The following is a 23,443-nucleotide window of genomic DNA, read 5'->3' on the forward strand; positions in this document are numbered from 1 at the left end:
CGCGGCGAACAAAGGGCGGCCCGCCCAGCGAGAGCCGGCCGCCCACCACAGTCTGAACATCACTGACCAACCCGATTGAGGATCATCTCCATGTCCGCAAAAGCACCGTCACGCCCAATCGCGCCCCCGTCCGAGCGGTTGACCGCCGACCAGCAGGAAGCAATTCGCCGCATGGTCGTCGAAGGTCGATCCGGCCCGGAGATATCAGCCATCCTCGGCATCCCGCTCGCGTCTTTCGAGAGCTTCGCCGCTTCCAACAAGAAGGCCTGGTTGGGGCGCACCGACGCCGAGTTCAAGGTGACGCCGAAGAAAACCATCCTCTTCCGCCCTATCCCGTGCAAGGACGGCAGCTGGACAATCCGCCCCTATTCGGTCGCCCGCATCAGCATGCATGTCGCCGCGCTGGAGGCCGGGCTGTGACCGAACCCACCGCCAAGACCTTCTGGTTCCGCGTCCATTTCCACGATGGCAAGTCGCTCGATTATCTCGCCGGTCACCCGCTGATCGCCGAGAAAAAGGCCCGCGCCGCCCATCCCGGCGGCTTCGTCAAGAAAATCAAACTCATTCGCGAGGAGAAGCCCAATGCACGCTGAAATGCTGGAATCCGCCGCCACCGCGCTTGTCTGGCAGGCCCTCTGCACAGATGAGGGCGAACCCTTCGCCGCCTTCGTGCGCGGCCATTTGAACCCCTTCACGCTGGCCGGAGACGCCGAGGACGCGATCGTCAAGGCTTTCGACGAAATCGGCCTGGCCGACGACGCCCGTGAGATCATCGACGCAGCCGGCGGCGCCGTCATCTCCCAGTTCTGGTTGCGCCCCGCTGACGGAGACGGCTTCGGCGGCGTAGAATTCTATCTGATCGCCAACCCCGACCAGCGTCGCGCCTTCCCGGTGACCGGCGTGAGGTTCATGTGATGACCGATCTGTTCAGCGCAGGCGCGGCTGTTTTCTCGGACTGCGGGCTCTATCGCATGCGGCTCGACCGCGGCGTCGCCGATCGGGGTTTCGTCTTCGCCTATTTCGGCATCAACGGCGCGACGGCAACGGCCGATGACAACGACCACACGGTGACGAAGTGGACCGGCTTCACCAACCGCAACGGCGGCGCCCGCTTCATCGTCGGCAACGTCTACGCCTTCTGCGCCACCGACGTGCGCGAGCTGGCGAACGCCGCCGATCCGGTCGGCCCGGATAACGACCGCTATCTGGCCGAGATCATCGCCGAGGCCGACATCCTCGTGCCCTGCTGGGGTAGCCGCGCCAAGCTTCCGCCGCGCCTGTGGCCCCGCCTCGATCTCGTCGCCGACAGGATCTTCGCCGCCGCAAAGCCGGTAAAAATCTTCGGTCTGACCCGATCCGGCGACCCGCTCCATCCCCTCACTTTGCCCTATGCAACCCCGCTCACCGATTGGAAACGCTGATGGCTGACGGAACCAAGATCGAATGGACGGACGCAACGTGGAACCCGATCACCGGCTGTTCAGTCGTCTCGCCCGGCTGCACAGCCGGCCGCCTCCTCGATGGCGTCGAGCACAACGGCTTTCCGGAGGTGCAGGGCTGTGGAAACAATGTGGACGACTGACGATGAGCCGCGCCCGCACTTACACCAAATCCGAAATATCCGATGCTGCAGCCGCAGCAGCGATCCATAACGTTCGCGTCATCATGCACCCGTCAGGCGAGATCGAGTTCTCGCCGCGCAGCTTCGCTGCGAGGCTTGAAGATGGCGACACGGCAGAAAAGGCATTGAAAGGGTGGCTTGATGGAGGGAAAGTTAGTGGGCGTTCATAAGGTCAATGTCAAACTGGCAGGCGGCGGGGCGGAAACCTATTACTACGCCTGGCGCGGCAAGGGTGCCCCGCGCATCCACGCGAAGCCAGGCACGAAGGCATTTACTCAGGAGTTCATGCGCCTCACGCGCGACCGGCAGAAGACCGTCGTTGATGGAACGATCGGCTCGCTGATCGATGATTTCCGCAAGACGGCCGGCTATCAGAAGCTGGCGCCGTCGACGCGGCGCGACTATGAACGCCAGTTCGCCACCATCCGCCTGAAGTTCGAGACCTTTCCCGTCCCAGCGATCGAGGCCCGCGGCAGCCGCCGGCTTTTCATCGATTGGCGCGATACCATGAGGGAAGCGCCACGCTCGGCGGATATGCACATCGCCCTGCTCTCGCGCCTTTTCGCCTGGGCAAAGGGCAATGAACTGATCCTGCGCAACCCCCTGGAAAGCGTCGAGAGGCTGCATGACGCCACGCGCCGCGACATCATCTGGTCGAACGAACAACTGACGAAACTGTTGGCCGACGCAACGCCACATCTTCGCGACGTTGCCCTCATCGCGCTGTGGACGATGCAGCGGCAGGCCGACGTGCTGACAATGCCCACGCTCGCCTTCGACGGCGAGCGTACGTCGATCAAGCAGGGCAAGACGGGAGCGCGGGTAAGAGTTGTGGCGGCGCCTGACATTCTGCCGATCCTAGGGAAAGCAAAACGCGAGGAGCGCCAGCGCGTGCTGGTGAACTCCTACGGCCAGAACTGGACGTCCAGCGGCTTCCGCGCTTCATGGCGCAAGGAAATGGCGCGCCTCAAGATAACCGGCGTCACCTTCCACGATTTGCGCGGCACGGCCATTACCTATGCCTATGCGAACCTCAATCGGTCACATGATGAGAAGATCAAGCTCATAGCGGAGATTTCCGGCCATTCGGCAGAGGAAGCCGAATCAATCATCCGCAAGCACTACCTCGCCGGCCAGGAGGTCATCGACGCCATCGGCCGTGGAACGAAAAAGGCATAAACTGTAAAATGGCGAGTCTGCTGTAAAATGCGCGTTGGTAGAAAGGCGCTAAGTATATGAAATTGGTGGGTGATCACGGGCTCGAACCGTGGACCCGCTGATTAAGAGTCAGCTGCTCTACCAACTGAGCTAATCACCCATCCAGAACCGCGTTGCTGCGGTCTGATGGGGCGTATAATGGCCTTCGCCGGGCTTGTCTACCCCCACAACGATTTTCTTTTCGGATTTCTCAAAAAAATCTGTATTGCCGTTTAGGGCCTGTTTTTCAAAGATAAAGTTCGCCGGCCGCGGTCTTCACCGCCTGACCGCCGATCCGCGCGGTCGCGATTTCACCACCGGAAACGTCGAGATGAAGATGCAACAGCGACGGCCGGCCCATCTCGACGCCCTGCTCGATCAGGAACGGATGATGCCCGTCGATCAACTGGTCGAAATAGTGGATGGCCCCGGAAAGAGCGGCGACCGCCGCGCCCGTCGCCGGGTCTTCGACGATGCCCATGGCCGGTGCGAACATGCGGGCATGGAAGCGGGCGACATGATTGATCCCGCCGCGGCAGTAGACGTAGGCGCTGGCGAGCCGTCCATCGGCGATCGGCGTGATCTTCTCCCACAGTGCCGCGTCGAATTCGACGGCGGCTGCCGCCGCCATGTCGTGCACGGGGATCATCACGAACGGGACACCGGCACTCCAGAAGGTCGGCACGTGGTTCTCGAAACCGATCTGCGTCGCCTTCAGGCTCAAGGTATTGGCAATCTCCTGCCGGTCGAGCTTGGCGCTGATCTGTACCGATTTGCGCGGCATGTCGAATTCCGCAAAGGTTGCTGACTGGGCCCGGAGCCGGACGGCGCAGCGGACCGGACCGACATTTTCCTCGAGCACCTGCACAAGATCGTAGTCCTCGCCATCGCCATCACGCGCCGCCTCGGCCAAGGCGACCGCCGCACCGACCGTGGGATGGCCGGCGAAAGGCAGCTCGTAGCCAGGCGTGAAAATCCGCAGCCGGGCGGCATGGGCAGGGTTTTCGGCAGGCTTGACGAACACCGTCTCCGACAGGTTGAACTCACAGGCGATCGCCTGCATCGCCGCATCGCTTAGCTCATCGCCATCGAAGACGACGGCCAGCGGGTTTCCTTCCAGCCTGTTGGCGGTGAAGACGTCGTAAATGGCAAAACGTCGCGCCACTGTAATCTCCCTGTATGTCTTTTGGTGTCAGACCTTGCACGGCAGAGAACCTGCGGCAAGCGTAAAAAAGCGGCAGCGCATGTTTGTGAAGACCCATTCCAGGATCGGCACCATGAAAGGCTGGTAGAGATGCAGGCCCGGGTCGGCGCTGCGAATGGCCAGGGCTTCGTCGATTTCCGGCTCCTTGTCCTGCGCGATATGACCGGTAATGCGGCCGATCAGTTCCGTGGCAATCGCGGAAAACCCAAAGCAGCGGAAAACCGTGATGATGCCCCGGTCATGCAGCGCATGGAACCCCGACACGCGGTCGGCATCGGACAGGACGAGCCCGGTCTCTTCCAGCACTTCACGCGCCATGTTGCCGTCCATGTCGCAGAGGCCATCGCGGATATCGGCTGGCTCCAGCGACCCGGCCGCGCAATAGACGCGTCCCGGATTGGCGGTGTGCTTTCCCATCCGGATTGCGATCACCGCGCCGTCGGACGAGACGACGACCGGCAGGGCGAACAGGTGGATTGCCGACGTCACCGGTCGCGTCTTTCGCCACAACAGGAATGCCGAGAACGGCACGATATGGGTTTCTCCGGAAATCACGCCGTCGCTGATCTGCACCGCGCGCGACAGCATCATGCGGCCATCGTAAAGTGCCGGATTGGCAGAAACCTCCCGCGCCCAGTTTTCGGCGATCCTGTGGCGCTCGGCGAGATGGTAGGGATGCGGTCGGTCCACGACGCGCAAATCGACACGGCTCACGGGAAATATCCGCCGTTCATCGGGCCAATCGGACATGTTGCTCGTCAGTTGCGCCATGGGGATCAGACGTTGATGGAAATGACAACGGGGCAATGGTCGGAGGCTTTCGGCCGGTCCCATCCGGTTCGCGGATAGCGCTCGACCTCCTGACCCATCGGGAAGATCGTCCGGTAAGGCTGACCGGCGCGGATGATTTCCGGCACGCTTGCCGGGTTGCGTTTGGCAAGGGCGGGCGAAAGCCAGATATAGTCGAGCTGGCAGAGGTGCCGCTCCTCCGGTCCACGGCTGTGAAACAGCGTCCATCGATCAAGTTCGGGCCGCCGCCGCATGGTATTTTCGACAAAGCCGTCATGGCTGAAAATGTCGAGTGCGCTCTGCGTTTCCTGCCGTGGCACGAAACTGTAGCCGTTGCGCCGGTCGCCGAGTACCTCGATCCGCTCCTGGTAATCGTTCATGTCGCCGCAGATCGCGAACATCTTGTCCGCGGTGTTACCGGAACCGAAGCGGTCCTCTATGATGCGGCGCACCGCATGAGCCTCCGCGATTCGCAGTGGCATCGTCGCGGCGCGCCCGTCGAGCCCCTCGCGCGCCGGTCCCATCGACTTGAAATGCACGACGAACAACGTCAGCGGCCGACCGCCGATGCGGAAATCCAGTTTGAGACAGTCCCGTTTGAAGATGCGGTCACCGGGCACATTGGTCGCCGCGAGCGCATCGTTGAAAAGACCGAAATCGGCATAGGTGATGGCGGCGTGGGATTTGACGTCGACACATTCGATCTTCTGGCCGTCGCGGGTTTCTTCGCGCACCATCACGGCGACGTCGATGCCGCGGCCGTCATTGCCCTCGACCAGATATTTCTGCCGGTAGCCGCTGCCGATCATCTTGAACAGATAGCCGTATTCGAAGGCCTGCAGCGCCGCCATGTTGTCGGTTTCCTGCAGGCAGAGAATATCGGCGTCGCAATCGGCGATCGCCAACGCCGACATCTGCCGCGTATCGTCCGTGTGGGCGATGGTGCGGGCTTCCTCGAGCCGCTGATATTCCGCCTCGCTCCTTACGTCGAAAAGCCGCAGGACACGGTCCTGCTTGAGGTTGTTGCGAAAACCGGAGAAATCGAACCGGCTCATCAGGTTCTCGATATTGAACGTGGCAAGGCGAAGGGACATCAGACGATTCCGTATGCGATCGCCGCGACTTTAGACAAACACCGGCAAATGTCGAACGCCTTTCTCCAGGACGGATCCACCTCTTCATCGTCAGACAACCGACCAAAATTGGGGGCGGACGGTTCGCGGCGAATAATCAAGTTTGATGAACCGTTGCTCAAACGCAGGATTGATCCACGGTACAAACGTGCAGCAAGGGGGAATGCAATGCCGCATTGCACACAGATACTGAGCGCCGCGCTCGTCACGATCGCTTTTCTCACCGGCGCCGGCGCCACCGCAGCCAATGCCGACAGTTTCGGCGCAATTGCGCTCTCGCCCGCGACCGGAGCAACGGGCTGGTCGCATGACTATGCGTCGCGCTGGGAAGCCGAGGAGGTGGCGCAGTCCCATTGCTACCAGCATGCCGGCGATTGCCGCGTAGCGATCTGGTTCAAGAACGCCTGTGGCGCGGTGGCACGCGGACCGGACGGCTGGGGCGCAGACTGGGCATCCGGACGCGGGCAGGCCAAACGGGCAGCGATTGCCGCATGTTCCAACCATTCCTACGGTTGCGAGGTGATCCGCTGGCAGTGTTCAGGTGCATACTGACAAGTCCGCGGTCCTGGCCGCGAGCGTCCTGGCGGACGGGCTGTAAAGGTTCCGCAAGGCACCGCAGCGCCGTCTGTACCTTGGCACCCGCTCGTAGCGATCGCCAAGCTCTCCTCATTACCCGCGTTGAACGAAGCACTTGGTCTTGTTCCTCGGGCGACGTCTTCAAGCGACATATCTGGGTGGTTTCCGTCGTCACCGTCTAAACCTGTTGATGACATTGGAAATATCTGCAAATCGTGAGTGGACGCAGGGGCCGGGGGAATCGATGAAACAGGGTACGCCATGGGGCGCGCGGCTGCGCTATGAGTTCGACAAGAGCATGGCCGCGGGACCGATCGCGCTGATCGGCTGGCTGGCGGTCATTTCACTCATCGTCATTGTCGTCGCGGGCGCCTTTCTCGCTCTCACGCGGATTGCGCCGGAAGGCGGCCAGCCGGTGAGCTTCGTTGAAGGTGCCTGGGAATCGCTGATGCGCACGATGGATGCCGGAACGATGGGCGGCGACGTCGGCTGGAGTTTCCGCGGCGTTTCGCTGTTCGTGACGATCACCGGCATCTTCGTCTTCTCGGCCTTGATCGGCGTGCTCAGTTCCGGCCTGGAAAACAAGCTCGAGGAGCTGCGCAAAGGGCGCTCCCAGGTGCTGGAAAACGACCACACCATCATCCTCAACTGGTCGCCGTCGATCTTCGACGTCATCTGCGAGCTCATCATCGCCAACACCAGTCGCCGCAAGCCGCGTATCGTCATCATGGCCAACAAGGACAAGGTGGAGATGGAGGACGAGATCGCCGCGAAGGTGATTGACCTGAAGAACACCCGGATCATTTGCCGCAGCGGCGACCCGACCGACCTCTACGACCTCAGCATCGTCAATCCGCAGACATCGCGTTCCGTCATCGTGCTGTCGCCAGAGGGCGACGATCCGGATTCGCAGGTAATCAAGAGCGTTCTTGCGCTCGTCAATGACCCGCACCGCCGGTCAACCCCCTACCAGATCGCTGCGGAGATTCGCGACAGCAGGAACGCTGATGTTGCCCGCATCGTCGGCGGCAGCGAGTTGCAGCTCATTCTGGCCGACGACCTGATTTCGCGTATCGTCGTCCATTCCAGCCGCCAGTCGGGCCTGAGCGCCGTCTATTCCGAACTGCTCGATTTCGACGGCTGCGAGATCTACACGCTGGAACAGCCCGACATCACCGGCAAGAGTTTCGCCTCCGCCGTCATGGCCTACGAAACCTCGACGTTGATCGGGCTTTGCGACGAAGAGGGCAAGCTGCATCTCAATCCGCCGCCGGGCCGCGTCTTCAAACAGGGCGAGCGCGCCGTCATCATCGCCGAGGACGATGCCGCAATCAAAACCGCAAGCAATAAAATCCGTATCGAGAAGGAGGCCATCCTGCCCGCGGTAGCACGCGATCCGAGACCGGAGCGGACTCTGCTTCTCGGCTGGAACCGGCGCGGGCCGATCATCACCTTCGAACTCTCCCGCTATGTCGCCCCCGGGTCGCTCCTGACGATCGCAGCCGATACGCCGGAACTGGAGGACGACATCAAGGCGCTCAAGGTCTCCAGCGACAACATGGCCGTCGACTACCGCGTCATCGATACGAGCAACCGCGCCGAGCTCGATGCGCTCGATATTCCCGGTTACGACCATGTGCTCGTTCTCGGCTACAGCGACCACATGGCGCCCCAGCCCGCCGATACCCGCACGCTGGTGACGCTGCTGCAGTTGCGCAAGATCGCCGAACAGGCGGGTCGGCACATCAGCGTCGTCAGCGAGATGACCGACGTGCGCAATCGGGAGCTGGCGGAAGTGACCCGCGCCGACGATTTCGTCGTCAGCAACAAGCTGGTCAGCATGATGCTGGCGCAGGCTTCCGAGAACGCATCGATGGCGGCGATCTTCGATGAACTGCTCGACGAGGACGGATCGGAAATCTACATGCGCCCGGTCAGCGACTACGTGGCGATCGGTGAACCGGTGACCTTCTACACGATCTCACTGGCGGCCCTGCGCCGCGGTGAGGTCGCCCTCGGCTATCGTCGCCAGCGCGACGACGATCCGGATCTGCGCAGGCTCGGCGGCGTCACGGTCAATCCCTCGAAGTCGGAAAGACTGCTCTACAGCGAGACAGACCGCGTCATCGTCCTTGCCAGGAACTAGGCAACAAGGACAAGAGAAGGCGAAGGCTTTTCGCCGCGACGGTCCTTTCCTTTTCACCGAACGGCCCTAGATTTGCCGCGTCTGCATTCTGACCGTCGATTGGAAAATCATCATGGACTATCGTGTTCTCGGCCGCTCCGGCCTCAAGGTTTCGACACTGACCGTGGGCACCATGACCTTCGGCGGCAAAGGCTGGGCGAAGACCGTGGGCGATCTCGGCGTCAACGACGCGCGCAGGCTCGTCGATCTCTGCCTCGATGCCGGCGTCAACCTGATCGATACGGCCGATGTCTATTCGCAAGGGGTGTCGGAAGACATTATCGGCGAAATCACCGGCGGTAAGCGCAAGAACGGCGTGCTGATCGCAACCAAGGCCCGGTTCCCGATGGGCGACGGACCGAACGACGCCGGCTCCTCGCGACACCATCTGATCCGCGCCTGCGAGGCAAGCCTGAAACGCCTGAAGACGGACGTCATCGACCTCTACCAGCTGCACGAATGGGACGGCCAGACGCCGCTTGAGGAAACCATGGAAGCGCTCGACATGCTCGTGCGCCAGGGCAAGGTCCGCTATATCGGCTGCTCGAATTTCTCCGGCTGGCACATCATGAAGGCGCTTGGCGTCAGCGCCGCCGATCACCGCCAGCGCTTCGTCAGCCAGCAGATCCATTACACGCTCGAATCCCGCGACGCCGAATATGAACTGCTGCCGATCTCGATCGACCAGGGGCTCGGCGTGCTCGTCTGGAGCCCGCTGGCAGGCGGCCTCCTTTCCGGCAAGCACCGGCGCAACAAGACGGCGGCAGGGTCGCGGCAACTGGCCGGGTGGGACGAGCCGCCAATCCGCGACGAGGACCGCCTCTGGGCCATCGTCGATGCTCTCGTTGACATTGCAGAAAATCGCAGCGTCTCCGCCGCGCAGATCGCTCTCGCCTGGCTGATCGGCCGCAAGGCCGTCACCTCCGTCATCATCGGCGGCCGCACCGAAGCCCAGTTCAGGGACAACCTCGCCAGCGCCGACCTCGTGCTCAGCGACGAAGAACGCCAGCGCCTCGACGCGGTCAGCGCCCCGCCCGTGCTCTACCCTTACTGGCACCAGCTGCGCACCGCCAAGGATCGGCTGGGCGACGCAGATTTATCGCTGCTGGGGCCGCACGTATAATGCCTATTGTTCAGCTTCAAAGGGATTGAGCACTTTCACCGGGAAATGCCCGAAATCCCTGACCATTGCGGGTGACGATGATCAAGCCATGAACAGTCGCGGTTGCGGCGATCATGGCTTCTGCAACGAGATGCGACGGGCGCCGGTGCATAAGCTTCGCCCATTGGATCATGCATTGCCCGTCGAGCGGCAAAACGCTCATGCTTTGCATCAGCTGGCCAAGCCACACCTCGATCATCCGGGCGCGCGCGATGTCCTGTTTTTGCGCGGCTTCAATTCCCTGCTGGATTTCACCGATGGTAATTGCCGAAATCGCAAGCATTCGCTCGTCCGTTGCGGCGATCCAAGCGAGAACAGCGCCGCGCGGCCGGGGCCGCCTCAGCTCGGAAACGACACCGGTATCGAGACGATACATGCCTATTCTTCCATCGAGAGCGACCGCCATGCCCAGTCGCTACGCGAAGGAATGTCGAGCTCGAAACGTGGCTCGTCGGCGAGCAAGACATCCTTCACGCTTGGCTTTGCCCGTTTGTTGAGATCGTTCCATTCTTGAAGCGGAACGAGGACCGCTTTCGCCTCGCCTCGTCGTGAAACGACCTGCGGTCCTTCCGTCAAACACGTCCTCAGAAATTCGCTGAAATGAGCTTTCGCGTCCTGAACCTGCCATTCGCGCACTGATTTGCTCCATGCAATGCAACCGGGGCACTTCAAATCGTCGTAAGCAGCAGGCTCGTCTCGGATTTCGACACGCCGTCCATTGCCCGGATATGACGCAGCACGCGGTCGAACTCTGCCAGATTCTCCGTCTGGATCTCGGCAACCAGGTCCCAGGCGCCGTTGGTCGTATGCAGCGCGCGAATTTCCGGGATACCGCGCAGCATCTTGATCGCCGATACCGTCTTCTGGCCGGTGATCTCTATCAGCATAACCGCACGGACCGCGTTCGGATCCTCCGCCGCCGCGATCCGCACCGTGAATCCGGCGATGATGCCCTCGGCGGTCAGCCGATCGATTCGGTTCTGTACCGTTCCGCGCGAAATTTTAAGCAGTTCCGCCAGCTTCGAGATCGAAGCGCGGCCATCCGTTCTGAGAATTGCCAGCAAACGCCGGTCGATCGTGTCCATGAGCCCCGCCTCCTATCAATTCGCCAAATTACCTGTCATTTTGGCAGAAATCTCAAACAAATTTCCATAAAGTTGCCATTTCGCTTTATCGGTCGGCCGCCTAGTCTCGTCAGCAGCCTCATCAATGCGGCCGCCCCAGCAGTTTCCGGAGGATTGATCCGATGCCATCCAGCCGCCCCTCCCATCCGCGGTCGCGCGCCGGCGAATTGTCCATTGAAATGACCCGCTGGCCGAGCGTGACGGAGAGCGATGACGAGGCCACCTTTTCCGGACGGCTGATGGCGCTGCTGGGCGGCACCCCCTATTTCCGAAGGCATCCGGAGCAACTGCTGGCCCTGGACAGCCATGGCAAACCGGCCCGGCAGAATGTGCTGGCGCTGGTGCGCGGCAAAGGCCGCCGCTGCGTCGTGCTGGCGGGACATTTCGACACCGTGTCGATCGCCAACTACGGCGCGCTTGCCGCGCTTGCCTGCGAGCCTGAAGCGCTCACCAATGCCCTGATCGCGGAATTATCGAACAAGGCACGCAACCCGGCGGAAGACAAGGCATTCACCGACCTCTCGAGCGGCGATTTCCTCGCCGGTCGCGGCCTGCTCGACATGAAAAGCGGGCTGGCCGCCGGCATCGCCGCACTTGAGCGTTTCGCTGAACGAGATGAACCGCCCGGCAACCTGTTGTTTGTCGCCACACCGGACGAGGAAAACCGGTCGCGCGGGATGCGCGCGTTCCGGGACGCCCTGCCCGCCTTCGCGGAAAAATTCGATCTCGACATCGTCGGCGGCATCAATCTGGACGCCAGCGGTGACGATGGCGACGGCGAGGAAGGTCGCGCCGTCTATCTGGGCTCTGTCGGCAAGTTCTCGCCCTTTGCCTTCGTCGCAGGCCGCCCGACCCATGCCGGCTATGCTTTCGACGGCGTCAGCGCGCATCTGATCGGCGCCGAAATCATGCGCGCCACGGAATTCAACAGCGCCCTTTGCGACGAGGCCCACGGCGAGCTTTCCCCGGCACCGGTCTGCCTGGAGGCAAGGGACGTGCGCCACGGCTACGAAGTCACCACGCCCGGCCACGTCTGGCTCTCGTTCAACTGGCTGACCCACCGGCGCACGCCGGCAGACGTGCTCGGCGAATTCCGCGCACTCGTCGGTGCCGCCATGCAAACGGCACTCGATACGCAGGCACGCAATGCAAAGAGCTTCTTTGACCGGCAAGGCACCGGCCACGCCAGGCCGCACGAGGGGCGGGTGCTCACCTACGCCGAACTGCACGAACTGGCCGTCGCTCACGGCAGGCAGGCTGCGGCCGATCGGCTCGACGCGCTCGATCGATCCCTGTCAGGCGGAGAAGACCCGCTGTCGACAACCCGCCAGATCGTCGCGGCGACGCTGACGGAAGCCGGCCTCGAAGGACCGTTGGTGATTATCGGCTTCTCCACCCTGCACTATCCGCGCGTCCATCTGGACGGCGCCGGAACCGAAGGCCGCATTTTCGAGCGGAACGTGATTTCCGCCGCCGAAAAATGCGCGGCACGGCATGGGACAGGCATCAAGGCAAAGCAGTTCTTCGCCGGCATCTCCGACATGAGCTTCTTCGGACACCGTCCCGCCACCGAACAGACGCAGATTCTGTCCAGCAACACGCCGTGCTCGGCCTTCATCGACAGGGCACCGGACGGAGTTCTGTCCTATCCGGTGGTCAATATCGGCCCATGGGGCCGCGACTATCATCAGAAATGGGAGCGCGTCCACATGCCCTATGCATTCGACGTGCTCCCGGATTTGGTTTTCGAGACGGCCGTCGCCTGCCTCGAAGATGAGAGTTAGGCGGCCAGCGCCTCCTTGCCGATCAGCCCGCCGAGGCGGGAAATCCCCTCCTCGATCATCGCCTCGTCGGCGCAGGAGAAGCTGACGCGGCAGGTGTTGGCGCCGGAACCATCGGCAAAGAAGGCCTTGCCAGGCACGAAGGCGACCTTGGCCGTCACCAGCGATTTGGCGAGCAGTTCGGCACCATCCATGCCGGCCGGCAAGGTCAGCCACACAAACATGCCCCCTTCCGGCACCGTCCAGCTCACGTCCGCCGGCATGTATTTGGCGAGAGCCGCAAGCATGGCATCGCGCCGCTTGCTATAGACGGCCTTGAGCTTGGCGACCTGCTTGTCGAAGCCACGCTCGGCAACGTGGCAGATCGCCATCTGGTTGACGGTCGAGGAATGCAGGTCGGCCGCCTGCTTCATCAGCACCAGCTTGCGGATGACGGTGTTGGAAGCACAGACCCAGCCGACGCGCAGGCCAGGAGCCAGCGTCTTGGAGAAACTGCCGCAATAGATCGTCCGGGCGTCGTTGATCGATCCCTTGCGGGCGATCTCGAGCGAGAGAATCGGCGGAACGGCCTCGCCGTCGTAACGCAGCGACTGGTAGGCCGCGTCCTCGATGAGAGCGATATCGAGTTCTTCGGCAAGCGCCAGCGCCTTTTCGCGCGCGGCAAGGTCGAGCGTCTCGCCGGTCGGGTTGGCGAACTCGGCCGACATATAGGCGAATTTCACCCGGCCGCCTGCCTCGGTGGCCGCGTCGCGGTAGGCCTGCGGCGTGCGATTGCCGGAAGGTGACAATTGGTCGTAGGTCGGCTCATAGGCGTTGAAAGCCTGCAGCGCGCCGAGATAGGTCGGCCAGGTCACAAGAGCCGTATCGTTCGGCGACAGGAAAAGCTTTCCGAGATAGTCGAGCGCCTGCTGCGAGCCCGAGGTGATCAGGATGTTTTCCGCCTCGCAGGGAATGCCGATGGCGGCCATGCGGCCAGCAAGCCACTGGCGCAACGGCAGGTAGCCTTCACTTACCGAATATTGCAAGGCAGCACTGACGGCCGGCCCGCCGAAGATGTCGGCATAGGCAGCCTTGAAGTCCTCGTCCGGAAACAGCGCCGGGTCGGGAATACCGCCGGCGAAGGAGATGATGTCCGGCCGGTCAAGCAGTTTCAGAAGTTCGCGGATTTCCGAAGCGCGCATCCGCGAGGACCGCGTCGCGAATATCTTTTCCCAATCGAGCATGGAGTTTCCTCAGATTATGATTTTGCCGGAGCACAACACAGCCGGCCTATTAAGTCAATAATGCTGACCTATATTTCGATGAGGAAGCAGTTTTTCTCTGCTTGAGCGGCGGATGGCCGACAGAAATAGTCGACGGGGTTGGGCAGCCGATCTGCAATGCGTGAGGGGGTGCGGCCAAACTGCGATGCTCGCCTGGACGGGCGCGCGACCTGATCGCGCCAAGGCGCCTGCGGTATCGGAACCGGCTCGGTTCCGGAAGACGAATCAGGCCTCGTGGTGCCCGGACATGCTGAGCGCCAGCAGCAAGACGATGGCGCCGAGGATCAAGGCGTCGAACAATGCGAAATGGTAGAAGAAGGTTTCCATCACAGTATCCTCCTGCCGGACAGAATACTGCAGAATCCGAAATGTTCCAAACATTGCGCATCAACGGTCGACGGCAAATGGAAACGCCGGAGATTTCTCTCCGGCGTTCAGTATAGAGCAGGCGCAACAGATTATGTTGCTTTGCAGCAAAGATTAGTTCTTGGCCTTGTCGACCAGCTTGTTCTTGCCGATCCACGGCATCATGCCGCGCAGCTTGGCGCCGACTTCCTCGATCTGGTGGTTGTCGTTCATGCGGCGGATACCCTTGAAGCGGGCAGCACCCGAACGGTATTCCTGCATCCAGTCGGAGGTGAACTTGCCGGTCTGGATGTCGTGCAGGACGCGCTTCATCTCAGCCTTCGTCTCAGCCGTGATGATGCGCGGGCCGGTGACGTATTCGCCCCATTCCGCCGTGTTGGAGATCGAGTAGTTCATGTTGGCGATGCCGCCTTCATAGATCAGGTCGACGATCAGCTTCACTTCGTGCAGGCACTCGAAATAGGCCATTTCCGGCGCATAGCCGCCTTCGACCAGCGTTTCGAAACCGGCGCGGATAAGTTCGACCAGACCGCCGCAAAGAACGACCTGTTCGCCGAAGAGGTCAGTTTCGCACTCTTCCTTGAAATTCGTTTCGATGATGCCCGAACGGCCGCCACCGACGCCGCAGGCGTAGGAGAGGGCAAGATCAAGGGCGTTGCCCGAGGCGTTCTTCTCGACGGCAACGAGGCAGGGAACGCCGCCGCCCTTCTGGTATTCGCCGCGAACCGTGTGGCCGGGGCCCTTCGGCGCGATCATGACGACATCCAGCGTGTCCTTCGGCTCGATCAGGCCGAAATGAACGTTGAGGCCGTGGGCGAAAGCGATCGCGACGCCGTCACGGATGTTCGGCGCGATTTCAGCCTTGTAGATGTCGGCCTGCAGTTCGTCCGGGGTCGCCATCATGATGAGGTCGCCCCACTTGGCGGCGTCCGCAACCGTCATGACCTTGAAACCGTCGGCTTCGGCCTTCTTGATGGTGGCCGAACCGGCCTTCAGCGCAATAACGACATTGTTGGCGCCCGAATCCTTCAGGTTCAGCGCATGGGCGCGGCCCTGGCTACCATAGCCGACGATAACGACGTTCTTGGACTTGATGAGGTTGAGATCGGCATCACGATCGTAATAGACGCGCATTGTATTTTCCTTCCCTTTGCTTGTCTCTTAAAGTCTTCCGGCCGCCCTTAAGGCTCGACCGAACCCTTTTCACGGCCATAGAGGCGAAGGAAGGCCGAAACCGCCCGCTCCGCTCTGCGTCCGAAATCCTTGGCCATGCGGCCGCTATCCTCGCCGAGCAGCATGCGCAGGTGCAGGTCTGAAACGATCAGCCCGTAGAGCGTATCATAGGCCTCGTCCCGATCGTCGAACGCAAGCAACCCGGCATTGCGCCCGGCTTCCAGCAACGCCCCCGCCCGCTTGCCGACCTGCCGCCGGCCGCGTTCCTGCAGCATCGATCCAAGCTTGGAGCCTTCCCGGCTCGCCTGCCCGATGGCCAGCCGGTTCAGCGCCAAAGACACGTCGCCCGCCAGCACCTCCAGAAGGTCGCGCGCGAAGAGAACCAGATGCTCCCGCAAGGTATCTGCCGTCAATGCCTCGGCGTTGTCTTCGAACGTGCGGACCTTGCTTGCCTGGTAGCCGATCATCGCCGAAAGCAAACCGTCGCGATCGCCGAACCATTTGTAGAGGCTTTCCTTCGAGCAGTTGGCGGCCCGCGCCACGCCAGCCGTCGTCAAGGCTTTCTCGCCGCCATCGACAAGCAGCCGCAACGCGCTGTCCAGAACGGCGTTCTGGCGCGGCGAATAATCCGGCTGATGCGGGTGGGCGGCAAGCTGCAAAAATCCATCTCCATTCACAGTACCGTACGGTACGGTTCGCTGCTTATGCCGCAAAGCCTAAGCCCGGTCAAGGCTCTTCGCGAAGGAAATAGAGCGCCACCTTGTTGCAAGGCAGGGCGCCACGACGCCGATTGCCAACCGCCAGGCATATTGAAGACAACCAAGGCAAACCCCAAAAATGGACACCCGGCATCCGTCCATCCCAGTTCCGTTTCAAGAGCGCCTCCGCTACCGTGCGGCTGCCCACGCACCCTCTCACTCCCCGGAGTTTTCGTGCCCTACCTGAATACAGCCGCCACGCTTCTGTCCGCCGCGCTGATGCTGATGCCCTTGTCGGCCGCCGCTCAATCCGATGAAGAGGTCTTCAACCGGATCGAAGCGCTGCATGGCAACGCCGGAGATCTCGCCGAAACGCTCTTGACCTGGTGGAAGCCATGGGCAATGGCGATGCGGCAACGATCGCCGGCCTTGCCGAATACCCGTTGCGGGTCGCTGCCAATGACGAAAGCTATGACATTCAGAGCGCCAACGATTTCATCGAAAATTTCGACGCCCTCGTCACGCCGGAAACACGCGAGGCCGTCGCGAACCAGGAATATGACCAGCTCTTCGTCAACAGCGACGGCGTCATGCTGGCGGATGGCGCGGTCTGGATGAGCGGCATCTGCGACAACGACGATTGCAGCTCGTCCCACTGGGCCGTGACCAGCATCAACAACTGAGAGCGCCGGAACGAAAGTCTGCCTATCGCGCGCCGTGCTCGTCAGCGGATCCATCGCGCATGGTCTCCTTCTGCGTAATCAGACGCGCGCTGTGCTGGCCGCTTAGATAACTCCACAACCAACTCCAGGCAACGGCGAAGCGGCTTCGCGTGCCGATGAGGAAGTAGATATGGGCAATCCCCCATACCCACCAGGCGAGCGCCCCTTTCATTTTGAAGCGTCCGAAATCGATGATCGCCGAGCGCTTGCCGATCGTCGCAAGGCTGCCCTGGTGGCGATACCGAAAACCGGCAGGCTCCGACTGGCCGTTCAACCTGGCTCGAATGACCTTTGCCACGAAAGCGCCCTGCTGCTTTGCCGCCGGCGCGATACCCGGTACCGGGCTGCCGTCCTCCCGCAAGACCGAAGCCGTATCGCCGATGACGAAGACATCCGCATGGCCGGGTGCGCTGAGGTTCTTCTCAACGATGGCGCGGCCGGCGCGATCCGCCTCGATGCCGAGCCACCGGGCGGCCGGCGAGGCCTGAACGCCCGCGGCCCAGACCATCGTGCGACACGCAACGAAAGTGTCGTCGATCGTCACGCCCGCCTGCGTGCAGGACGTAACCCTCTGGCCGGTCCGAACTTCGACACCGCGTTTTTCCAGCGCCCGACGGGCATAGGCCGATAGATCTTCCGAAAATCCCGGCAGGACACGCGGCCCGGCCTCCACGAGGATGACCCGCGCTGTGCGAGTGTCGATGCGGCGAAACTCCTTCGGCAGGGTCGACTTCGCGAGCTCGCTGATGATCCCCGCCAGTTCTACGCCGGTCGGCCCAGCGCCGATGATGGTAAACGTCAGAAGCGCTTGACGCACCGCCGGATCGGCCTCGATTTCCGCCCTTTCAAAGGCGAGCAGCACGCGCCTGCGAATGGTCGTTGCATCCTCCAGGGTCTTCAGCCCGGGAGCGACCGCTTCCCACTCGTCTTTGCCGAAATAGGCATGGGTAGCGCCGGTCGCCACAACCAGGGTGTCGTATCTGATGCTCTTGCCACTTGTCAGCCGGATGGCTTTCGCCACCACATCGACCCCCTCGACCTCGGCCAGCAGCGTCGTCACCTCCGGCCGATCTCGATACAGCCGGCGGATCGGCCATGCGATTTCAGAGGTCGCAAGCAGCGTCGTCGCCACCTGATAGAGAAGCGGCTGGAAGAGATGATGGTTCCGCTTGTCGACGAGCGTGATGTCGAGGGCCGCGCCCTTCAGGTCATTGACCAATTGAAGGCCGCCGAAGCCACCTCCGACGACAACCAGATGATGACGGCTCGATGCTGGCATGCACAATCTCCGTTTTTCACGGCAGTGTGTACGCTCCCATGAACGCACACAACTGCGCTGTCGGAATGGCTACCCTGTTGAAACCTCATCCGACTCGGCAGCGGGCGGAGAGGAAGTCGAGAAACACCCGCACCCGGGCCGGCATATGACCGCCCTGGCCGAGAAACACCGCATGCACCTCTTCGCTGTCCGTCGCGGTGAAGGCCTCTAGCACCGGCGTCAATGCTCCGCGGGCGAAATCCTCCCGCACCTGAAAGTCGGCAAGACGTGCCAGCCCTGCCCCGGCAAGTGCAAGCTCACGCAAGGCTTCGCCGTCGCTCGCCCGGATGTTGCCCGCCGGCCTGATCGTCATGTTGATGCCGTCAGCAACAAAAGGCCAGCCGCCGGCTGCGCGGACGTAACTAGGCCCGAGAAGATTGTGTATCTGCAGGTCGTCGGGGTGGCGCGGGGCACCCCTGCGCTCGATATAGCCGGGTGCCGCGGCGATGTGCATCTTCACCGTTCCGAGCTTGCGCGCCATCAACGCCGAACTTTTAAGGGGGCCCGCCCGAACGGCCACATCGGCGCGGTCCTCCAGGAGATCGACGACACTATCAGTCAGCGACAGGTCCAGTGACACATCTGGATAAAGCGCCATGAAGTCCGAAAGCACCGGCAACAGGATATGCCGCCCGAAGGGAATGTTGCAGCTGACACGAACCCGGCCGCTCGGATTGTTGGCCAGCGCTGCCGCGCCTTCGGCCTCGTCGAGATTGGCCAGGACCCGCACGCCATGCTCATAGTAACGGCAGCCTTCCGGCGTCAGTTGCAGCTTGCGGGTCGAACGGTTGACAAGCCGCGCGTTCAGCCGCGCCTCCAGCCGCGAGACCAGTTTGCTGACGGCCGACGGCGTCATGGCGAAGTGGCGAGCGGCGGCAGAAAAGCCGCCGAGATCGACGACCTGCACGAACACTTCCATCTCACCCGATCGATTGACGTCCAGCCGCGCCATTGTGACTTCACCTCACAAGTCCTGTGCTTGTCCGCTGTCTAGTTCCGAAATCGCGCCGCGTCCATATCTCTTCCATCAGGACACAGGAGATCGTCATGCGTGACCAGCACAAAACCGCACTCATCGTTGGCGCCCGGGGCGTCATCGGAAGCAACCTCGCCCGCCACATGGAAACACTCGATGACTGGTCGATCATCGGTCTCTCGCGCCGTGGCGGCACCGCTACGCCGAAAATCCGGCACATTTCCGTTGATCTGCTCGATCCTGCTGATTGCGCGACGAAACTTGGCGATCTCACTGAAGTGACACACATTTTCTACGCCGCCTATCAGGACCGTCCCACCTGGGCCGAACTGGTCGAGCCCAATTTGGCCATGCTGGTGAATGTCGTCACCGCCATCGAGCGTGTGGCGCCGAACCTTGAGCATGTCAGCCTGATGCAAGGCTACAAGGTCTACGGCGCGCATCTTGGGCCATTCAAGACACCGGCCCGCGAAAACGAAGACAACCATATGCCGCCCGAATTCAACATGGACCAGCAGGCGTTCCTGCAGCACCGACAACAGGGCAAATCATGGACCTGGTCGGCCCTGCGTCCCTCCGTCGTCATTGGCGTCGCCACCGGCAATCCGATGAACCTTGCCATGGTGATCGGCATTTACGCCGCAATGTCGAAGGAACTCGGCCTGCCCCTGCGCTTTCCCGGCAAGGCGGGCGCCTACGACACGCTGCTCGAAATGACCGATGCCGGCCTTCTGGCCAGGGCCACCGTCTGGGCCGCCACCAATTCGCAATGCGCCAATCAGGCCTTCAATATCACCAACGGGGATCTCTTTCGGTGGAACGAGATGTGGCCGAAGATCGCCCGCTTCTTCGAGGTGGAAACCGCCGCTCCTCTCCCGATGTTGCTCAACGTCGTAATGGCGGACAAGGCCCGGCTCTGGAAGGCAATGAAGGAAAAATACGGCCTTGCCGACCATTCTTATGATGCCGTTTCCTCCTGGGGTTTCGGCGACGCGGTGTTCGGATGGGATTACGACTTCTTCGCCGACGGCACCAAGGCGCGCAGACTGGGATTCCATGACTATGTGCAGACTGACGAGATGTTCCTGTCGGTCTTCACTGAAATGCGGCAACAGCGCATCATCCCTTGAAGCGGCACCGCCTTACCGCGCATAGTCCACCGGCACGGCCATTCCGCTCTTCAGCACCTCCATCGAGATTGAGGCGGACACGTCGAACAGTTCCACCTTGCGGACGATCTGCTTGTAGATCACGTCGTAGTGCTCGACCCGCGGCAGCACGACCTTCAAAATATAGTCGTAATTGCCGGTCAGCCGATGCGCCTCGACGATCTCGGGAATATCCGCGATCACCTTGCGGAAGATGTCTATCCAGTCGTCCGAATGGTGTGCCGTCTTGATGAGGGCGAAGACGGTTGTCGGAACACCCATCAGGTCGCGACTGAGCACCGCGATCCGGCGGGCGAAATAGCCAGCCTCCTCCAGCCGCTGAATACGCCGCGAGCAGGCGGAGAGTGACAGGCTTACCCTTTCTGCGAGGTCGCCAACGGACAGGCTCGCATCCTCCTGCAGCAATGACAGGATCTTCCGGTCTCTTTCGTCCAGCACGCCGCGCTCTCCCGACTCATCCGACGCGCGCAACATCAATTTGCGCAATTTTGGAAAAACACGCAAAAAATACGCGCAAACAGTCGCGATGTCACGCAATAAAGCGAACACTTTCCGTACGCTCTCGGCGACAATTCCTTCATCGGAAAACACAGCAGGACAGGAACAGCCTCATGCACAAGATCGGCCTCATCGGTGGAATGAGCTTTGAAAGCTCGGCAGTCTATTACCGCATGATCAACGAAGCGGTGCGCGAACGCCTCGGCGGGCTGCATTCTGCCGAAGTCATGCTGCATTCGGTCGATTTCCAGAGCATCGTCGATCTGCAGAAGGCCGGCCGCTGGGATGATGCTGCCAAGCGCCTCTGCGAGGTCGCACAGGGCCTCGAGGCCGCTGGCGCCTCCTGCGTGCTGATCTGCACCAACACGATGCACCTGATCGCCGATGCGGTTCAGTCATCGATCTCGGTTCCGTTGATCAACATCATCGACGAAACCGCCGCATCGATGAAAGCCGCCGACATCAAGCGTCCGCTGCTGCTTGCCACGCGCTACACGATGGAGCACGGCTTCTACACCGGCCGCATGGCAACCCACGGCCTCGAGGTCATGGTTCCGAATGCCCACGACCGCACCCTCGTTCACGACATCATCTTCAACGAACTCTGCGCCGGCGCCGTGCTCGACACCTCGCGCCAGGCGCTGATGACCGTCATCGAGCGCGCCAGGAGTGAGGGCGCCGACGCGATCATCCTCGGCTGTACCGAGATCTGCCTGATCCTCGACCCGCACAGCCTGCCCCTGCCCGGCTTTGATTCCACCGCGATTCATGCCGAAGCAGCCGTCGCGTTTGCGCTGAAGGGTCTTCCGCAACTCGGCCAACAGGCGGCCTGACCTCCGGTTCGCAATTTATTTGACTCAGTCAACTAACTAATGGCAGTCTCCAGCAGGGAGATTGCCATGAATACACTCGTGACCTTGCATGATCCGCAGCCGGGGGACCATATCGAGACCGTGCGGGCCTTCAACCGCTTCTACACCAATCAGCTCGGCCTGCTCGGCCGCGCCTTCCTCGACAGCCGGTTTACGCTGACCGAAGCGCGCATCATCTACGAACTGGCAGCCCGCCCCGGTCTGCCGGCAAAAAAGCTGATCGAGGAACTGCATCTCGACCCCGCTTATCTCAGCCGCATCCTGAAGAAATTTCGCGGTGACGGGCTCCTGACCACGCGACCGGACCCGCAGGACCAGCGCAGCCAGCTGCTCGAACTGACCGCCGAGGGCGTGTCGCAGGCTCGCATCCTTGCCGTCCGCTCCCGTGAGGCGATCGCGGCCATGCTCACGCCGCTCAATGCCGCACAGCAGGAGATGATCGCCACGGCCATGGGGCGGATCGAAACGCTGCTCTCGGCCCCCTCCGCCAGCAACTTCATCCTTCGTCCGCATCAGCCCGGTGACATCAGCTGGGTTCTCGGCCGCCAGACGAAACTCTATGCCGAGGAATATGGCTGGAACGGTGAATATGAAGGGCTAATACTGCAGATCGCCGGCGATTTCATCAATCATTTCAAACCCGGCCGCGAGTTCTGCTGGATCGCCGATTTCGGTGGCGAGATCGCCGGCTCGGTGTTCCTAGTGGATGCCGGCGGCGGCACCGCCAAGCTGCGGCTGCTCTATGTCGAGCCCTTCGCCCGCGGCCTTGGCCTCGGCCGGGCGCTGGTTCGCCAGTGCATCGCCTTTGCCCGCGAGGCCGGCTACGAAACGCTGACACTGTGGACCAACGACGTTCTCGTCAGTGCCCGCAGGATCTACCAGGCAGAGGGCTTCGTTCTTGTTGCCGAGGAAAGGCATCGCAGCTTTGGAACGGATCTGAACGGCCAGACCTGGCAGCTTGGTCTCTGACCGCCGCGGTGATGCTGCGTGCCGCGGAGCAGGCTGAGGTCCTCTTGCCACTTGCATTCCGTCAGGCCGGCAGGCCCAAACGGATCGATCACCGTGACCGTCCAGCCGCATCGGCGCGCGCGGATCGTCACGCAGCCGTTGCGTCATATTCCGCCCGCGCCGCCCGGATCGCATCGTGGTGCTCCTTCGACCAGTCGACCAGCCCTTTGACAAGCACCAGGAAGGACTGTCCCAGCGGCGTCAGCCGGTATTCGACGCTCGGCGGCTGGGTCGGAAAGACCTCGCGGCCGATATAACCGTCTCGTTGTAAATCGCGCAGCGTCTGGGTCAGCATGCGCTGGGAAATATCGGGGATCAGCCGGCGCAACGCCGAAAAACGCATCGGGCCGTCGGCGAGCGCCAGGATCATCAGCGTATTCCATTTGCCGCCGATATTGTCGATGACGTCGCGCACCGGGCAATCCTCGCGGGAAAAAGCCATGCCCATGACGACGATCACCCGTTCGCCCACCGTCTTGCCTGCCATCTTGTTCATGGGGCCGGTTCCCTTCACGTAACCACCAAATAAAAAACTGCCTCCTTTACATCCGTCGAGCGATAACGAATTAAGAGAAGGTCTCATTTGGGAACCATATCTCAAACCGGACG

At 61.7% G+C, this 23,443-nt stretch carries 27 protein-coding genes, 1 tRNA gene and 1 pseudogene; 15 read left to right on the forward strand and 14 right to left on the reverse strand.

Annotated elements, in window-relative coordinates; all coding sequences use genetic code 11:
- Positions 1-90 precede the first annotated feature (90 nt).
- From JNB71_RS03665 to JNB71_RS03695, 7 genes are read left to right on the forward strand one after another with little or no spacing between them, the layout of a single operon-like run.
- Positions 91-420, forward strand: coding sequence for a hypothetical protein (locus tag JNB71_RS03665; protein WP_220370463.1), 330 nt, complete (start codon positions 91-93; stop codon positions 418-420).
- Positions 417-593, forward strand: coding sequence for a hypothetical protein (locus JNB71_RS03670; protein WP_220370464.1), 177 nt, complete (start codon positions 417-419; stop codon positions 591-593). Before JNB71_RS03665 ends, JNB71_RS03670 begins: the two co-directional genes overlap by 4 nt.
- Entirely contained in the window at positions 583-915 is a 333-nt protein-coding gene (locus tag JNB71_RS03675) for a hypothetical protein (protein ID WP_220370465.1), read from the forward strand. Before JNB71_RS03670 ends, JNB71_RS03675 begins: the two co-directional genes overlap by 11 nt.
- Positions 915-1,421: a DUF1643 domain-containing protein gene (locus JNB71_RS03680; RefSeq protein ID WP_220370466.1), complete on the forward strand. Its 507-nt coding sequence runs from the start codon at positions 915-917 to the stop codon at positions 1,419-1,421. The genes JNB71_RS03675 and JNB71_RS03680 overlap by 1 nt, the downstream gene beginning before the upstream one ends.
- The gene (locus JNB71_RS24370) at positions 1,421-1,582 is read left to right on the forward strand and encodes a DUF5131 family protein (protein ID WP_223215740.1); all 162 of its coding nucleotides are present in this window, start codon (positions 1,421-1,423) and stop codon (positions 1,580-1,582) included. Before JNB71_RS03680 ends, JNB71_RS24370 begins: the two co-directional genes overlap by 1 nt.
- A 2-nt stretch (positions 1,583-1,584) precedes the next feature.
- Positions 1,585-1,791 (forward strand): hypothetical protein, encoded by a 207-nt coding sequence (locus JNB71_RS03690; RefSeq protein WP_220370467.1) that lies wholly within the window; start codon positions 1,585-1,587, stop codon positions 1,789-1,791.
- On the forward strand, positions 1,778-2,800 hold the full coding sequence (locus tag JNB71_RS03695) for a tyrosine-type recombinase/integrase (RefSeq protein ID WP_346657234.1): 1,023 nt from the start codon (positions 1,778-1,780) through the stop codon (positions 2,798-2,800). The genes JNB71_RS03690 and JNB71_RS03695 overlap by 14 nt, the downstream gene beginning before the upstream one ends.
- 63 nt (positions 2,801-2,863) lie before the next feature.
- Here the strand turns inward: JNB71_RS03695 and JNB71_RS03700 are convergent.
- The 4 genes from JNB71_RS03700 to JNB71_RS03715 form a co-directional block, all read right to left on the reverse strand.
- A tRNA-Lys gene (locus JNB71_RS03700) sits at positions 2,864-2,939 on the reverse strand.
- Positions 2,940-3,065: 126 nt separating this feature from the next.
- Positions 3,066-3,983: a PhzF family phenazine biosynthesis protein gene (locus JNB71_RS03705; RefSeq protein ID WP_220370469.1), complete on the reverse strand. Its 918-nt coding sequence runs from the start codon at positions 3,981-3,983 to the stop codon at positions 3,066-3,068.
- 27 nt (positions 3,984-4,010) lie between these two features.
- Positions 4,011-4,793, reverse strand: coding sequence for an NUDIX hydrolase (locus JNB71_RS03710; RefSeq protein WP_220370470.1), 783 nt, complete (start codon positions 4,791-4,793; stop codon positions 4,011-4,013).
- A 5-nt stretch (positions 4,794-4,798) separates the two neighbouring features.
- Complete coding sequence (locus JNB71_RS03715) at positions 4,799-5,905, reverse strand: endonuclease/exonuclease/phosphatase family protein (protein ID WP_220370471.1); 1,107 nt, start codon at positions 5,903-5,905, stop codon at positions 4,799-4,801.
- A 207-nt stretch (positions 5,906-6,112) separates the two neighbouring features.
- On the opposite strand from JNB71_RS03715, the gene JNB71_RS03720 reads away from it, so the two are divergent.
- The 3 genes from JNB71_RS03720 (at position 6,113) to JNB71_RS03730 (ending at position 9,828) form a co-directional block, all read left to right on the forward strand.
- Positions 6,113-6,496: a DUF4189 domain-containing protein gene (locus JNB71_RS03720; RefSeq protein ID WP_220370472.1), complete on the forward strand. Its 384-nt coding sequence runs from the start codon at positions 6,113-6,115 to the stop codon at positions 6,494-6,496.
- A 268-nt stretch (positions 6,497-6,764) separates the two neighbouring features.
- Positions 6,765-8,666, forward strand: coding sequence for a CASTOR/POLLUX-related putative ion channel (locus tag JNB71_RS03725; RefSeq protein WP_220370473.1), 1,902 nt, complete (start codon positions 6,765-6,767; stop codon positions 8,664-8,666).
- Between the two features lie 112 nt (positions 8,667-8,778).
- Positions 8,779-9,828 carry an aldo/keto reductase gene (locus tag JNB71_RS03730; protein WP_220370474.1) on the forward strand — a complete coding sequence of 350 codons (1,050 nt, stop codon included), beginning with the start codon at positions 8,779-8,781 and terminating at the stop codon, positions 9,826-9,828.
- Positions 9,829-9,844: 16 nt separating this feature from the next.
- On the opposite strand, the gene JNB71_RS03735 is transcribed toward JNB71_RS03730, so the two are convergent.
- Genes JNB71_RS03735 through JNB71_RS03745 form a run of 3 tightly spaced genes read right to left on the reverse strand, consistent with a single transcriptional unit; the run spans position 9,845 to position 10,952 of the window.
- Entirely contained in the window at positions 9,845-10,273 is a 429-nt protein-coding gene (locus JNB71_RS03735) for a type II toxin-antitoxin system VapC family toxin (RefSeq protein ID WP_346657235.1), read from the reverse strand.
- Positions 10,246-10,503, reverse strand: a complete 258-nt coding sequence (locus JNB71_RS03740) for a type II toxin-antitoxin system Phd/YefM family antitoxin (RefSeq protein ID WP_220370476.1) — start codon at positions 10,501-10,503, stop codon at positions 10,246-10,248. The genes JNB71_RS03735 and JNB71_RS03740 overlap by 28 nt, the downstream gene beginning before the upstream one ends.
- Before the next feature lie 32 nt (positions 10,504-10,535).
- Positions 10,536-10,952 (reverse strand): Lrp/AsnC family transcriptional regulator, encoded by a 417-nt coding sequence (locus JNB71_RS03745; RefSeq protein ID WP_220370477.1) that lies wholly within the window; start codon positions 10,950-10,952, stop codon positions 10,536-10,538.
- 161 nt (positions 10,953-11,113) lie between these two features.
- Here JNB71_RS03745 and JNB71_RS03750 point away from each other — a divergent pair, with 161 nt between their 5' ends.
- A complete protein-coding gene (locus JNB71_RS03750; RefSeq protein ID WP_220370478.1) occupies positions 11,114-12,775 on the forward strand; it encodes a M20/M25/M40 family metallo-hydrolase in 1,662 nt (553 codons plus the stop codon).
- Here JNB71_RS03750 and JNB71_RS03755 read toward each other — a convergent pair.
- The 3 genes from JNB71_RS03755 to JNB71_RS03765 all read right to left on the reverse strand — a co-directional run bounded on the left by JNB71_RS03755 (position 12,772) and on the right by JNB71_RS03765 (position 16,232).
- A complete protein-coding gene (locus JNB71_RS03755; RefSeq protein ID WP_220370479.1) occupies positions 12,772-13,995 on the reverse strand; it encodes a PLP-dependent aminotransferase family protein in 1,224 nt (407 codons plus the stop codon). The two genes, JNB71_RS03750 and JNB71_RS03755, sit on opposite strands and share 4 nt — an antisense overlap.
- A gap of 519 nt (positions 13,996-14,514) precedes the next feature.
- A complete protein-coding gene (gene ilvC, locus JNB71_RS03760; protein ID WP_037122358.1) occupies positions 14,515-15,534 on the reverse strand; it encodes a ketol-acid reductoisomerase in 1,020 nt (339 codons plus the stop codon).
- A 47-nt stretch (positions 15,535-15,581) separates the two neighbouring features.
- A complete protein-coding gene (locus tag JNB71_RS03765; RefSeq protein ID WP_220370480.1) occupies positions 15,582-16,232 on the reverse strand; it encodes a TetR/AcrR family transcriptional regulator C-terminal domain-containing protein in 651 nt (216 codons plus the stop codon).
- Positions 16,233-16,550: 318 nt separating this feature from the next.
- On the opposite strand from JNB71_RS03765, the pseudogene JNB71_RS03770 reads away from it, so the two are divergent.
- A pseudogene (locus JNB71_RS03770) lies at positions 16,551-16,954 on the forward strand (hypothetical protein).
- Positions 16,955-16,976: 22 nt separating this feature from the next.
- Here the strand turns inward: JNB71_RS03770 and JNB71_RS03775 are convergent.
- The gene (locus tag JNB71_RS03775; RefSeq protein WP_220370481.1) at positions 16,977-18,272 is read right to left on the reverse strand and encodes an NAD(P)/FAD-dependent oxidoreductase; all 1,296 of its coding nucleotides are present in this window, start codon (positions 18,270-18,272) and stop codon (positions 16,977-16,979) included.
- Positions 18,273-18,357: 85 nt separating this feature from the next.
- Entirely contained in the window at positions 18,358-19,263 is a 906-nt protein-coding gene (locus tag JNB71_RS03780) for a LysR family transcriptional regulator (protein WP_220370482.1), read from the reverse strand.
- 95 nt (positions 19,264-19,358) lie between these two features.
- Here JNB71_RS03780 and JNB71_RS03785 point away from each other — a divergent pair, with 95 nt between their 5' ends.
- The gene (locus tag JNB71_RS03785; protein ID WP_220370483.1) at positions 19,359-20,417 is read left to right on the forward strand and encodes an SDR family oxidoreductase; all 1,059 of its coding nucleotides are present in this window, start codon (positions 19,359-19,361) and stop codon (positions 20,415-20,417) included.
- A 12-nt stretch (positions 20,418-20,429) separates the two neighbouring features.
- Here the strand turns inward: JNB71_RS03785 and JNB71_RS03790 are convergent, their stop codons facing one another.
- Positions 20,430-20,894: an Lrp/AsnC family transcriptional regulator gene (locus JNB71_RS03790; RefSeq protein ID WP_220370484.1), complete on the reverse strand. Its 465-nt coding sequence runs from the start codon at positions 20,892-20,894 to the stop codon at positions 20,430-20,432.
- Positions 20,895-21,067: 173 nt separating this feature from the next.
- Here JNB71_RS03790 and JNB71_RS03795 point away from each other — a divergent pair, with 173 nt between their 5' ends.
- Both JNB71_RS03795 and JNB71_RS03800 read left to right on the forward strand, forming a co-directional pair.
- Positions 21,068-21,787 (forward strand): aspartate/glutamate racemase family protein, encoded by a 720-nt coding sequence (locus JNB71_RS03795; RefSeq protein ID WP_220370485.1) that lies wholly within the window; start codon positions 21,068-21,070, stop codon positions 21,785-21,787.
- A 66-nt stretch (positions 21,788-21,853) separates the two neighbouring features.
- Positions 21,854-22,795, forward strand: coding sequence for a bifunctional helix-turn-helix transcriptional regulator/GNAT family N-acetyltransferase (locus JNB71_RS03800; protein ID WP_220370486.1), 942 nt, complete (start codon positions 21,854-21,856; stop codon positions 22,793-22,795).
- Positions 22,796-22,922: 127 nt separating this feature from the next.
- Here JNB71_RS03800 and JNB71_RS03805 read toward each other — a convergent pair whose 3' ends face one another.
- Positions 22,923-23,330, reverse strand: a complete 408-nt coding sequence (locus JNB71_RS03805; protein ID WP_220370487.1) for a winged helix-turn-helix transcriptional regulator — start codon at positions 23,328-23,330, stop codon at positions 22,923-22,925.
- Between the last annotated feature and the right edge of the window lie 113 nt (positions 23,331-23,443).

The organism is Rhizobium herbae (assembly GCF_019511375.1).
Lineage (GTDB): Bacteria > Pseudomonadota > Alphaproteobacteria > Rhizobiales > Rhizobiaceae > Pararhizobium > Pararhizobium herbae_A.